16 protein-coding genes are annotated in these 13,320 nt (G+C 43.3%); 15 read left to right on the top strand and 1 reads right to left on the bottom strand.

The genetic code is table 11. The features are described 5' to 3' along the window. Positions 1-27: 27 nt before the first annotated feature. The 3 genes from ACTS9Y_RS00905 to ACTS9Y_RS00895 are packed head-to-tail and all read left to right on the top strand — an operon-like array spanning position 28 to position 1,296. On the top strand, positions 28-165 hold the full coding sequence (locus ACTS9Y_RS00905; protein WP_442584143.1) for a hypothetical protein: 138 nt from the start codon (positions 28-30) through the stop codon (positions 163-165). Further along, positions 162-947 (top strand): hypothetical protein, encoded by a 786-nt coding sequence (locus ACTS9Y_RS00900; protein WP_442584142.1) that lies wholly within the window; start codon positions 162-164, stop codon positions 945-947. Before ACTS9Y_RS00905 ends, ACTS9Y_RS00900 begins: the two co-directional genes overlap by 4 nt. A 16-nt stretch (positions 948-963) precedes the next feature. Further along, entirely contained in the window at positions 964-1,296 is a 333-nt protein-coding gene (locus tag ACTS9Y_RS00895; RefSeq protein ID WP_442584141.1) for a KTSC domain-containing protein, read from the top strand. Positions 1,297-1,299: 3 nt separating this feature from the next. On the opposite strand, the gene ACTS9Y_RS00890 is transcribed toward ACTS9Y_RS00895, so the two are convergent. Further along, entirely contained in the window at positions 1,300-2,046 is a 747-nt protein-coding gene (locus tag ACTS9Y_RS00890; protein ID WP_442584140.1) for a hypothetical protein, read from the bottom strand. 51 nt (positions 2,047-2,097) lie between these two features. Here ACTS9Y_RS00890 and mobH point away from each other — a divergent pair, with 51 nt between their 5' ends. From mobH to ACTS9Y_RS00830, 12 genes are all read left to right on the top strand, one after another. Beyond that, positions 2,098-4,056, top strand: a complete 1,959-nt coding sequence (mobH, locus tag ACTS9Y_RS00885; RefSeq protein WP_442584139.1) for a MobH family relaxase — start codon at positions 2,098-2,100, stop codon at positions 4,054-4,056. 51 nt (positions 4,057-4,107) lie between these two features. Further along, a complete protein-coding gene (gene traD / locus ACTS9Y_RS00880) occupies positions 4,108-6,003 on the top strand; it encodes a conjugative transfer system coupling protein TraD (RefSeq protein ID WP_442584138.1) in 1,896 nt (631 codons plus the stop codon). 18 nt (positions 6,004-6,021) lie between these two features. Continuing rightward, complete coding sequence (locus ACTS9Y_RS00875; RefSeq protein ID WP_442584137.1) at positions 6,022-6,333, top strand: hypothetical protein; 312 nt, start codon at positions 6,022-6,024, stop codon at positions 6,331-6,333. After that, on the top strand, positions 6,330-7,061 hold the full coding sequence (locus tag ACTS9Y_RS00870) for a hypothetical protein (RefSeq protein ID WP_442584136.1): 732 nt from the start codon (positions 6,330-6,332) through the stop codon (positions 7,059-7,061). Before ACTS9Y_RS00875 ends, ACTS9Y_RS00870 begins: the two co-directional genes overlap by 4 nt. A 101-nt stretch (positions 7,062-7,162) precedes the next feature. Then, on the top strand, positions 7,163-7,687 hold the full coding sequence (locus ACTS9Y_RS00865) for a hypothetical protein (protein ID WP_442584135.1): 525 nt from the start codon (positions 7,163-7,165) through the stop codon (positions 7,685-7,687). Then, the gene (locus ACTS9Y_RS00860) at positions 7,680-8,306 is read left to right on the top strand and encodes a DUF4400 domain-containing protein (protein ID WP_442584134.1); all 627 of its coding nucleotides are present in this window, start codon (positions 7,680-7,682) and stop codon (positions 8,304-8,306) included. Before ACTS9Y_RS00865 ends, ACTS9Y_RS00860 begins: the two co-directional genes overlap by 8 nt. A 2-nt stretch (positions 8,307-8,308) precedes the next feature. Next, the gene (locus tag ACTS9Y_RS00855) at positions 8,309-8,863 is read left to right on the top strand and encodes a lytic transglycosylase domain-containing protein (RefSeq protein ID WP_442584133.1); all 555 of its coding nucleotides are present in this window, start codon (positions 8,309-8,311) and stop codon (positions 8,861-8,863) included. Further along, a complete protein-coding gene (locus tag ACTS9Y_RS00850) occupies positions 8,860-9,504 on the top strand; it encodes an OmpA family protein (RefSeq protein WP_442584132.1) in 645 nt (214 codons plus the stop codon). Before ACTS9Y_RS00855 ends, ACTS9Y_RS00850 begins: the two co-directional genes overlap by 4 nt. Beyond that, a complete protein-coding gene (gene traL, locus ACTS9Y_RS00845; protein ID WP_442584131.1) occupies positions 9,504-9,782 on the top strand; it encodes a type IV conjugative transfer system protein TraL in 279 nt (92 codons plus the stop codon). Before ACTS9Y_RS00850 ends, traL begins: the two co-directional genes overlap by 1 nt. Next, a complete protein-coding gene (locus ACTS9Y_RS00840; RefSeq protein ID WP_442584130.1) occupies positions 9,779-10,483 on the top strand; it encodes a TraE/TraK family type IV conjugative transfer system protein in 705 nt (234 codons plus the stop codon). The genes traL and ACTS9Y_RS00840 overlap by 4 nt, the downstream gene beginning before the upstream one ends. Before the next feature lie 14 nt (positions 10,484-10,497). Beyond that, positions 10,498-11,685 (top strand): hypothetical protein, encoded by a 1,188-nt coding sequence (locus ACTS9Y_RS00835; protein WP_442584129.1) that lies wholly within the window; start codon positions 10,498-10,500, stop codon positions 11,683-11,685. An 11-nt stretch (positions 11,686-11,696) separates the two neighbouring features. After that, positions 11,697-13,295 (top strand): TrbI/VirB10 family protein, encoded by a 1,599-nt coding sequence (locus ACTS9Y_RS00830; RefSeq protein ID WP_442584128.1) that lies wholly within the window; start codon positions 11,697-11,699, stop codon positions 13,293-13,295. Positions 13,296-13,320 lie beyond the last annotated feature (25 nt).

The raw sequence follows: 13,320 nt of genomic DNA, 5'->3' as shown, positions 1-13,320 counted from the left end.
TGTTCCTTCTTTTACAAAGGAATTATTATGGATTGCACTTATATTGGTTTTCAGAAACTCGTACAAGAAGCAGCAAAAGCTTACGATTACTTCACCGAAGATGAATTGGAAGCAGCTGCCGATGAATACAGAGCAAACGAAGCCGCTAAAGGGGATGCGAAATGATTTTTCATATCCTCGAAAAACAGAATACTGGTAGCACTGTAGTTTCTTACTGGGCAATTGGTATTAATGATCAGCAACAAGTTGAGGTTCGTACTTCACCAAATAACGATCTGGTATTTTCAGTTAAATCCATCCTCGATTTAAATGGCAAAACTCCCGCTTTCTTTATGAAGTCTGAGATTGTCATCAAAAATCGTGAAGGTTTTACAGTTTACGGTGAAGAAAAATACGATATTGATGAAAGTGGTGCAATCACGGCCATGATCACTAATGCTCAAACAGGCGCGCTGTTTTCAAAACCAATCATCTTCATGACCGGGCATGCAGCAAAGGACTTTGACTTCTCATTGTTCACCGCTCCACATGTTTCAGTGTTATTTGGCGGCAGGCTTGCAGTGGAAAAAGAATCTACTAAAACGACTGTTACCTATAATCACGATCTGTCTGAATATGAATTTTCCATCGTGTTTCGAGTTATTCAAACAACTGACTGCTTCAAAGTAGACTCATCGCTAAAGCATAACCATCCTCCGATGGCTGGCCTATTGATGTTGTACCTGGATTCAATTCTTCGGGACAATAACAATGGCTCAGTAAAATTTGCTGATGCAGACTCAAGCAATATGGAAATCAACCGAGCTTATAAACCATCCGAAGTTAAGAATTTTAATTTCATGGACATGCCAGACTTCAGGGACTACATGGAAGAGCTTGGTTTGATTAAGCAACTGTTCAATTTCAAACCTAAGAGCAATTCATTAGCTCACGCGGTTAGTTTTTGATTGAGAGGGGTATAGCATGTCTCAAGCTGGAAAGTTTAAGGTTTCTGCTAGTACCACCATCAAGGAATTTGCCTGGAATGGGACTCATCTTTTAGTCCATTTTCTTTCAGGCAAAACATATCAGTATACGAACGTATCTGAACAGGTGTTCGTTGATATGTCTAATGCTCCTAGTGTTGGGAAATTCCTCAATAGTCGCTTAAAGGGTAAGTACAACGAGTTTGAAATAACGCTGGCAGAATATACCGCGTTAACGCAGGACTTGTTCGAGTATCAAAATACAAGGCCTATTAAAAAAGTGTTGTTTGATTTTGGTAAGGTTTCCCTACGCGGCGCTGTTGCTTTTTAATTCTTATATGACTACTGCCTCTTTGGAGTAGTCATTTTTTTTTAGCCATTTTATGTCCTTACGCTCTGTATACACCACGCTCACGATTGACTCTTCCTTGCATGCAAACAGGACGTTTTGCAGTTCATTGAAAAAATATCGTTCAACCCGGCCATCCGGATTAACTTCAACGTACTCCAGTGTTACTTCATCAGCAAACACCAGCATAATCTTGCGCCAAGCTTCTTCACCATTTTGACCGAGGTTCCAGCGCTCAGCCACTCTTTCCATCGCGTGCATGGTCACTACAAACCATTCGCCACGAAAATCCTTTATTCGGTTATACAGTTCCTTTTTATATTCGATGTTCGATATATTCTGTAAAGCTTTCTCATGCTTGAAAGAATCATCCTGATCTACAATCACTTCGGCCTTCTCGAACCTGTTTCTCAGAAACGTACACCAGCCACCCAAGCTCTTAAAATTACCTTTCCCATTTAATGCCTTCTTCGTACCGCCCAGACTGCACTTAATAGATAGGTTAATACCTCCACATGAATCGCCCAGGAAGCGTTTATGCTCCAATACATAGTGAATGCCATGCAGCTCTGCAATAACGTCTTCCATGCCCCGTGCGCTAGGATGTACCTGCACTTTACGCATATCTAATCGCACGATACCTTGCTTTTTAGAACACCATTGCCAATGCACTTCGTAAATCCCGTCAGGATTTAGTGAAGTATTCACGGTTAGTATGTCTTTAAAGTGCATATAAGCGCTTCCCGCTTGGGTTTGTGGAATAGAAATTGCAATTTAACCCGCATGTTTAAATTAATCAACTCAATAATGGGCCTCCTTCAAAAAAGCGATGGAGTTGCATACCACCCAAATTCTGATTATTCAAAGGAACTGGACAACGTTCCACGCTGGCCTCCATTCGACAATGGCCTTCCAAATTTACCTGTCGAAACTATACTAAAAACTCAGAATGAGTTGATCGAGCAAATCCATAGGCAAATCACTAATCCGCTTGTCGATGAGGCAATATTGAATTTCGTCCGCTACGTGCATTTGCTACCTGCTACCAAAGATGAAAATCACCGTGGCGCTGGTGGTTTGTTCCGTATGGGCCTAGAGGTGGCTTATCACTCAGTACGCCAGGCAGAAGGTAAAATATTTACAGCCGCCGAAACGCCAGACGTAAGGCAGCAGACTGAACCTAAGTGGCGATTTGCTGCTTTTCTCGCTGGTCTATGTTGCGAAACCTACCGTGTTATGTCCGGCATGGTTATCACTGCACCAGATGGTAAGAAGTGGCCTGCTCTGAACACACCATTGGTAGATTGGTTGGAGCAGGGCGGCCATGAACGTTATTTCTTAAGTTGGGTTCAAAATAACTCACTCAGCTCGCATCAAGCCCAAACGATGTCCAGCTATGTGGCGAATCAAATCATCCCGGTAGAAGCCACTTTGCAGATTTCTACTGACTATAACGAAATCGCCCTCGCTCTAATGGCAACAATCAATGGTTCCGGCATGGATCACCCCAATCCACTTACCACCATTGTCCAGGATGTACGAGGCAAGATTATTCAGAAAGACATCGATGGAGACAAAAGCTCGTTTGGTAAAGCGATTGTTGGTACCCATCTTGACCCATACATCATTACGGCCATGCGTAAGCTCATTCACAATGGCACTTGGAAGGTTAACGAGAAGGGTTCCCGCGTATGGGTAGATAAGCTAGGCGGTATTTACATCATCTGGAAGACTGCTTTCCCTGAGTTGTATCAGAATCTTGAGTCACAGCAAATAAAAGGCGTACCAAACGACATGCATGTTATTGCAGACATGATGGTGAAGGGCGGCGCATTCAACCAAGATGCGGCCAAAAACAGCAACTATTTCATGATTTATCCTCCTACCTCAAATGACTCATATCCAGCTGTGAAAATCGACCGCTTAGATATCATCTTTGATCTGGATACTCAGCGTGCATTAAAGCCTGTTCCTAATGACTTGAGAAAGCCGGCACCAGCACAAATGACTGATGAGCAAATAGGTAGAAAAATATCCAAGGCAGTTACCAATGGGCAACAAAAAAACGCAGAAATTATTGGTAACATTGAAGCTCAAAAGCCGCAACAAAATCAACAAGATATGCTTGATTTGAGTGTCCAACCTAATATCCAACCGTTGGAAACAAATTCAGCTCAAATTGAGGTGGTTAATTACACTGATCCTGACCTATCAGATATTCCACCTCCTGACGCAGAATACACGCCAGATATCTCAGCACACATTGTATTTGGCGACCAGGATGATGAGTCTCACTCACCATCATCAGCGGAAGATGAGTTTATTGACCCTGATATGGGCTTGTTAATCCCGGTCAGCACATCAGAACCACAGCTCAACGCTAATCAAAAAATTGAGCTTCAAAAACTAGACCCTAAAACGGCTAAATTTATAGAATCAGCCATACTTTCTCACCAATTATCAAAAATCGATCCTAGAAATAAACCCGTTGGCTTCGTGCATACGCATAAAGATAATAGTAAGCAGTCAATCTTGCTCTATGCAATTCCATTGACCCACGCAGACACTTTAAAACTTGACCGCGTGCTTATGACAACCCAACTTCACAGCGCTAAATTCGCCTGGACTGAAGCTGGTAAGACCCAAAAGGTCGTTTCTCTGCATGTACCGCAAACAAATAAAAAAGAAATGTGCATTGTACTGAAGGCTGAAATTTCCAAGCTACTGGAGCTAACTACCTGATTGGCACATAGCTTGCTGTATCACTGGAAAATTAAACGTCAGTAAAAGAACATGGCATATTTCAGAGAAAGACCTTTTGATATCCCCTGGAGAAAAGTATATGAGGCCAAAGCCCTTGTGGTTTGGCTCATCTCCATTTCAATTACTATTTTCTATCTATTTGCTTTTGACCTACCTCAACAGCCAATTGTCCTTTCATTAATACTTTCCATGTGTTTCATCGGCTGGCGCATGAGCGCTGCCATGACCATCTGGGATTTGAAAATAGCGCTACTCGGTAAAGGCTTGCTGCTTCAGAAAACCGAAACAACCAGGCAACTCCAAGTTAAAAACGAAGGCCAGTTCATAGCTGGTCTGGGATTCGACTGGACTATTGACCACTCACAACGACTATATGACCTCAAGAAAGTAGATGTCACCCAACTCCAACCACCAAACTGGTATAAGCGGCTTCGCAGTGGTGTCTATGAACAGTCCAACTATGAGCGCGATGTGGGTTCTCCATTCATACACGGTGTAGAGCCTGAAGAAACTGAGCTATTTGTCCCGATGAAGCATCTTCAGGGGCACACGGCTATCTTCGGTACTACCGGCTCCGGTAAAACCCGCTTATTCGAGTTTTTGACATCACAAGCAATATGGCGCGGCGACGTTGTTATTGTCATTGACCCAAAAGGCGATAATGAATTGCGGGAAAGAATGAAGAAAGAGTGTGAAAGGGCGGGGCGCGGTAAAGACTTTGCCATGTTCCATGTCGCTTTCCCTTCACAGTCCGTTTTCTTTGATCCAATGTCGAACTTCAATCGGCCAACAGAACTAGCCTCACGCATATCATCATTACTGCCTTCAGAATCGCCAAACGACCCGTTTGTAGCCTTTAACTGGCGTGTAGCTAACATTATTTCAATGGCCTTGCTACAGGTTGATAAACGGCCAAACCTTAAGAAACTGCGTAAGTATGTAGAAGGTGACTTGGATCAACTGGTGGAAGACGTGATTATGTCTCACTTTGTAAAGTCACAAGTTAACGACTGGCAATCCCAGATTAAGGCATACCAGCAACGTGCTGCCAGTGGTGAGTTTGCCAAGCCAAGTAAAACTACCCGCGATGAAATCATGGCGTATATAGAATACTACCGCCAGGAAGTTGCACATACTCATCGTAATGAGATTGTCGATTCGCTGGTGAACATGTTCTTCCACGACAGAACCCATCTTTCAAAGATGATTACAACATTACTTCCAATCTTGGAAATGTTGACATCTTCAGACCTCGGAAACTTGCTGTCTCCAGACCACACCGACATTGAAGAGAATAGGGAAATTCTCAATATGTCCAAAATTATCGAAAACAATCGCGTCTTTTACATGGGCTTAGACGCGTTATCTGACCCGACTGTATGTAATGCCATCGCCACCATCGCAGTCGCTGATCTGGCGGCTACTGCCGGGCAAATCTACAACTACCAAAGCGATAAGCCACGCAAAAGAATTACTTTCATTATTGATGAGGCAGCTGCGGCTTTATCTCCACCGTTTATTGAAATTTCAAACAAGGGTAGGGGTGCAGGCATTGAGATGACAATGGCTACACAAGTATTACCCGACATCACCGCGCGTCTGGGTAGTGAAGAACGGGCACGACAAGTGCTAGGTAACTTTAACAACGTGATCGCATTGCGTTCATTGGATATCAAAACCCAGGAATATTTGATTGAGCGCGTTGGTAAAACCTACATTGGACAAATGCAATTCAGTATCGGCACTTCAGGCAGTTCAGCCATGGCCGCGACTCAATTCCAGTCCAATGAAGGCGCAAGGTTTGCAGAAGAGTTAATAGAACTGCTGCCACCAGATGTATTTGGGCAACTACCGAATTTCCACTACTTCGGTGTTTTCTCAGGTGGACGGCTTATAAAAGCAAGATTTCCAATATTTACTGATTAACAGGGAAGAGGGTGTTATATGTTTTCACTAGCTGAGATTAATCTACTTGTAATTCAACTCGTACAGTCTGAACTGAAACGCGATTACGAGACAACGCGCATTACTTACGGCTTAAGCGTTGAGGTTGCCGATACCATCAAAAATGCAACTATCAGCCAAGTACGAGAATTCACCATTAACAGCAAAACGCCACTGTTCGCAGTTGCTCAACCCAAAGACTCTAAGTTCTGGGCTGAACATGCTAATTCTGTGAAACACAACATCCCTAGACTGGATGGGATTGTGGCGATCCGTTCAATTATTTCAACGCTACACGCAGCTGCTGCATGAACTTCTCATTCCCAGAATTACGTGCTGAGATTGCCCAAATATCTCAGCACTTAAACAATGGCTCCAACAAGACTTATGAGCAGGTCCTTAATGAGACCTATGCTCGAATTCTCTACATAAATGGGGCTAAGACCTCATTGCTAATTGACCTGCTAGGTTTATCACCAAAGAAGGCCAGGGCCATCTACAAGGATATTTTTCCCGATCAGCCAAACAATACGAAGCGAACAATCGTAAGCCAAAGTTATCTTTGCCGTACTACCGAACAAAAGCTGCATGCAAACATTTTCATCCATGCGATGAACTTCGTTATGAAGCATCATGCCAATGAACACTCTGTCATCGCATTCATGATGATTTTCCACCTTTATCAGCAAGTCATTACTCAAAACCTTGTAGTAACAAAACCTCTTGATATTAATCAATGCCACTTTATTTTTAAGGTTCAGCAAGGCCGATACAGATTTCTCTCAAAAAACTGCAACCAATGTTCTCAAGTGTTCTTTCACGTTCATGATGAATTACAAACCACATGCCCAGTTTGCCTAAAGTCTGACACTGTTTCTTGCAAATCCTGCGGCACTGAAATCAATAAAGACGACACTGAGGATAGAGGTAAGCGCCCATCAAATTATTGTACCGAATGTCAGCGCACGAATAAGAACTCAAGCATTAGTTCTTCAAGGCAGGCCAAGAAGGGTGTAGAAGACGCTTTGGATATTAAGTAGAGAAACGTTACCTAAACCGCTGCAAATAGGCCACATGTACGACAAAACCAAAATTCAGTAAGCATTACCATCATTCCATAATAAACAACTGAAAAGTTATTATGGACCAACAAAACACCTCCATTGAAAAAGACCGCATTTTATCCAAACTAAATAATGAAACCCGGTCACATATTGAATTCGTTTGCGATGAGTATGATGACATCAATGATGTCATCACAAATTTCTGTGACTTCTTAACCCACGTTCTGCATGACACCGATGGCAACCTACTAGCCACTAATATCATTTCTAAAGCCTTTAAGCACGCATTCCCATCAAATGCTATTCCTACCCTTAAAGAGTATGCAAACAGGCCAAATCTATTCAAGTTGTCCCTGTTTAATGAGCTATCCATTCTTTCAAGATACAACGCAACTGGAATAGATCTTCTATCAGGTGAACCAATTACCTGGAATCCAAGGTTAGTCTCATTCTCTCAATGGTCTAGCGGTCGCGTAAAAAGCGAGACCCTAAAAATCACAATCACCAATCCAGTCGATACATCTACTGACTTCAGGATATCTGTCGCTATCCAGATTTTCGACTGCATCCAGTTTATCCAGGAGGACATTGTAAATGCTTAGAATCCTATTCGTATGGACATGCATCGCATTTTTTAACTTCATAGCCATTGCTTTCTTTATCCCGGTAGACCTCATTACCGACCATGCTAAAGAAGAGATTTCCAATACCAAAGAATTTATTGGTGACAGTTCTTATAGCTATCTAAATAACAAAACCTACATTACTTACAAGAAAGCCTTTGTCGATACCGGCATTCAGGAAGGCTCATTCAAGCTTTTCATCCCAACTGAAGACCAAAAGGATAACTCCGGTGCTTTACGCAACCTCGGCGCTCCGTTGTTCAAATGGATTGATGAAAAAATTAAGATGTACTGGAACCTAATTTACTTCGGCATGCTGCGGTTTAACTACCTTCTATTCTTTTTTCCAATATTTGCCCCTTTCATCATTGCAGCTGCATTTGATGGCTTTTACACACGAAGAATCAAGTTAATCACATTCCAGCTAACCAGCGCTACCAGGTACGGGTATGCAATGCATTCCATCATATTCTTGTTCTTTGTTCCGCTTTTCTTTTTCCTATACCCATTTTCCATACACCCATTCTTTGTACCGCTCTGGTTCATATTATTTGGGCTGTCTATACGCTTGTTGGCATCAAACTTGCACAAGATCTAATTATGCGTTCATTTTTCAGCATTTGCATTACCTCTATTTCAGCACTGGCGCTATCTCTAGCGCCATCTGTAGCTTCATCCGCACCCAAAGACATTTGGGATACGGCAGCGACTAATTCTGGAATTGAAAAAAAAGTCATCCAAAGTATTTGTATCACTGAATCCGGTATTAGGTTCGATGATGGCTTTAGACGGCCATGGCCTTACGTCCTGAATTCTCGGTATGGGCCAATGTTTTTTCACACCAAGGAAAAAGCATCAGAAATGCTTACTCACCTTATAAGCCTTAAGGTGAAGAACATTGATGTTGGTATGTGCCAGATCAATTTAGAGTATCACGGCCACCGCGTCACAAACCCTCACGATCTGCTCGACCCAGTTGTAAACCTCAACGTGACATCCCGTTATCTCAAAGAGCTAATGACTCGATATAACGGCGATATCACCAATGTCGTAGCTGCGTACCACACTGGTTCACTAGGCAAGAAAGAACAGGTCGATAGAGGCCAAAACTACGTGAACAGCGTCATTAAAGTAAAAGGCAAATTATCACAATGAAACAAATCACATTAATCTTGTTGGCTGCATTGGCAGCCTCTTGTGCTTCAACTAAGAAGGCCGAGGAACCAGTTGTCCAGGCTACAGTAAACCCAGACTTGCAGCCTTACTATGATTCTGACTATATCCAATCAACTGCACAGGCCGCGCAACTAGAACTAGCTCCGCAACACGTCATCGCATTGATGCCAAAGCGCCACTACGTTGTGGTCACGGTCGATACTTATCCACCTGCGAAGCCGGCACTCGACTTATCAAAGTTTCTGGCACCTCCAAAGCAAGCTCAAAAGCCTGTAGATCAACCAGCTGAAAAGCATCCAGAACCAACACAGTACATCCTTTACTTTGATCACGATAAATCAACTCTTAAAAAGGGTGAGCAGGAAAAGCTCGACAAGATTCTATCCGCGACCCCTAAGACCGCAAAAATCAGCATCACTTCTCATGCTGATCAGGATGGTGACAAAGGTTACAACCAAAAACTATCAGAAAAACGCAGTTCCGCTGTGAAGTCCAAGTTCGCCAAAGCCGGGTTCGACAACATCGAATCTCATGCTTACGGTGAAACAAAGCTCGCAGACCCACGGAATACATCCAAGGCAAAAGCCAAGAACAGACGTTCAGAAATCGAGGTGCAGTAATGAAAACAGTAATCCCAAGGGGTGTAGATGACCCCCCATTGATGCTCCTGTGGCCTCTGGATGAGTTTTTGTTCATTGTCGTACTGTTTGGTATCGGCATCATGATGAAAAAGCTCATGATCTGCATGGGCATTATCTGGATCACCATGAAAATCTATCGCAAATTCCGCGATGGTAATCCTAATGGATTCTTTTTCCATTGGCTGTATAGCATCGGCCTGATTCTTCCTAAATCCCATTTAGTCCGCAACCCATTCGAGGATGAGTATCTACCATGATATTTAAGAGCTTTCAAAAAACCTATAACACCATTATCGCGGAAAATAATTTCTACCGCTTCATCATCTTTTTCCTGATGCTCTTCCTGCTAATTGCAATGATGGGCTGGTTAGGCAAAGAAAATACTACCGTTCTTGTCCCGCCAACTTTGAACGAAAAAGCTGAAATATCAAATAAATCAGCTTCAGCTACTTACAAGAAATCATGGGCGCTATTCATTGCAGAACTACTGGGCAACGTAACACCTGGTAACTCAGACTTTGTTCTAAGTTCAATACAGCCTTTACTTGCCTCTGATGTTTATCAAAACGTCACTAACGGCATGCGTCAGGAAGTAGCAGTTATGAAGCGAGATGCAGTAACTGTTCAATTCCACCCACGATCAGTGTCATACGAAACCACGACAAACAAATGTTTCGTCACTGGCCGTACTTCTATCTTGGCATCTACTGGTGAGATTTCATCGTTCGACCGGACCTACGAGGTAGAAGTGTCTATACGCGCTGGTCGTCCAGTTATTGCTTACCTCGATTCTTATGTTGGAAATCCACACACCTCAGATGTTGTTGATCGTATGAATAAGAACCAGCAAATGAAGCAGAACATTGACCGCGCTAATGAAAGCAAAAAGCAATCAGATGAGCGCCGTGAATTAGAGCAAATAAAAGAACAGGTAAATCCTGAAGAAACAATCGAATAATTGAAGGTGACACTATGAAATCTACAAACAAAATTGCATGCGTTCTGATTGCTTTATTTGCAATCAATACGGCTATGGCTGAAGAGATAACTTCAACTACGCCTTCCGCTCAAACCAGCGAAGTAATTAACACATTATCAAACTCATACTCTCCTAATAAAGCATCGCTTCAGGACAAAGTTGAGATTGAAAATAACAAGAAGCCTGTCAAGCCACCAGCACCTGAAGTAAAACCACCAGCTGCTGATGGATTGCCACAGCCGTTAGGTTTGGACAATTTCAATACTAATAAGCTGCCATCGCCTAAAAAGGTAGATGCGGTATCTGAACCCGATGTGCCGGACTACTCAACGATTATTGTCCGCTCCAAGCGTACAGTGACTCAGGCCGGTGCGAATACAACTACTGCTGCTGACTACAAACAAAAGGCGGCTCCACTACCACCTGAATTACCTAAAGACTTTAATTTGCCGACTGACGGCGAATCAAAGATCGATATCACAGTTAAGCCTGGCGTTACTCAAATAGTCAAAATCTCTAAAGATTACTTGAATCGGATTATCACGCCTTTTCAGAACCCAATCCTTCCAACAATTTCAGATTTTGACTACAGCGTTTCTGACAACATTATCTACATTACTGCAAAAGGCACTGGGCCAATCTCAGCCTTTATCACTGATAAAAACAATCAGAAAACTTCAATCAACGTTCTGCTAATCCCAGACAACATCATGCCGCGCGAAATCATCTTTCACATTGAAGGCATGGAAAACAATTCAGAGAACCTTTCAACTGACGCACTTGAAGAAATGCTTAAATTAAACGGTAACAAAACTGACAATTACCTTGATCAGATTACAACTCTGATGACTGAAATCGCAAAAGGTAACGTACCCACAGGTTATGTTCCTGGCGAAGTAAAGCGCTCCAAGTCACCTCAATGTCGCTTTACCCAAATGGAAAGCGCCCCTTTGCAAACCTACGAGTCAATTAACCGCCGCATCATCGTATACAAAGTCACGAATCGTTCGGAACGCAATCAGCCAATCACTGAAAGCGCTTGTTACAGAAAAGGCGTAGTAGCTGTTTCCGCATACCCATACGTCAACCTCGAACCGAACCAAAGCACTGAGCTGTATGTTTTAACAGACAAAAACTACACAGTTGAAAACACTCAGAAGCGTGAAATCTTAGTTAAGTAAGGGTTTAGAACATGTCAATAGAATCTAAATGGGCAAATCTACGCCCGGCTCAAAAGCGAAACGTGATGCTGGCTGTTGCGGGTACACTCGTTTCAGGGGTATTTATCGCATACGCGTCTTCCGCTCCAAAATCTGCACCAGACAAACGTTCTGCGGCAGCTGCAAAACCAGAAGTTACTCTTCTGATGGGCCGAGACACAAAAGATGTGTCTACAGAAGTCCTTCAAGCAAGACTTGCCAATATGGAAAGTGAATTGTCCCAACTGGCAAGAAAACTCGCTGCTGTAGATGGCAACCAAGCAAACAAAGGAGCTTCACCTTCAGCTGACACAGTTTTGCCATATGAAGGCGGGTCCGACTTAGTTACTCTTCCTGGCACACCAATCGTCAAGAACGACCGTAATCAGCCAGGTAAGAATGCATCTCCAAACATCCCTAGCACGCCAATCAAACCACTGAACCCGCGTGAATTGACCACACCAACAAGCCAGCTGACTCCAATGCCTTATGCATCCCCATTGGGCGAGAATAAGCCAGCTGTAGTTGACCTGTCACCTATTCCTGACTTGAAAGATGACAAGCCATATTCCGATCAAGCTCAAACTGTATCTGCTGAATCACCAACTAAGTCAGGACCATCACAGTCTCGCATTCGTGGCTTTATGAGTACATCGCAACCACTGGTGCCACCCGCTCCAGAAGGTGAGGGCGCAAACGATCCTACAGTTGTAGCCGCCAATACATCAAAAAATGGCTTGCCGATGACCCAACGTGAGCGCATCAACCAATCGATTCAACGAAACAATCAAGCCTCCAAGCAAACTGAAAAGAAAGACACCTACTACATTCCACCAGGAACTATGTTGTCAGGTGTCTTAGTTACAGGTGCTGATGTACCAACCGGCCCAAACTCTAAGTCAGAGCCACTGCCAGTGCTTTTCCGCATTAAAGACTTAGCCATCATGCCTAACTTTGCGCTTCTTGATATCAGGGAGTGTTTCATTCTTGTTTCAACATATGGCGACTTAAGCTCAGAACGCGCCCACATGCGCACTGAAACCTTATCTTGCGTTACCAATGACAATAAGATTATCGATAGCAAAATCGACGCTTTTGCCTCTGGAGAAGATGGTAAAGCCGGTATACGCGGTCGCTTAGTAAGCAAGGCTGGCTCCGTGATCGCAAAGGGTGCTTTGGCAGCTTTCATTGAAGGTATGTCAAACATCTTCCAACCATCCCGTGTTCGCGCGTTAAGTATTAACCCAAGCAACACAGAACAGTTCCAAATGCCAGATCCTGAATTCGCGGTTACGCAAGGTGCTTTCGCAGGCGCTAGAAGTACAGCAAACCAGATTAAGGATTACTACATGAAGACTGCTGACTCCATTTTCCCAATCATCGAAATCGATGCCGGGCGTTCAATGGATTTCATCGTTCATCGTGGTGCGAGCATAACCCCCAAATCACAAGGCGAGATTACATCCTCCGCAGCTGGCAATACAGGTCTTATGGGGGGCAACGCTCCAAATAAAGTAAATAACTTATCACCCAAAAATATGGGTGCGGCAGCAATGGGTGCAGTGACTAGCGGCATGTTCAACGGACGCTAATTATCCCTGAGAATCAACACTAAAT

The sequence above is a fragment of the Methylophilus sp. genome (assembly GCF_052173275.1).
GTDB lineage: Bacteria > Pseudomonadota > Gammaproteobacteria > Burkholderiales > Methylophilaceae > Methylophilus.
This window is presented reverse-complemented; position numbering and strand designations above follow the sequence as displayed.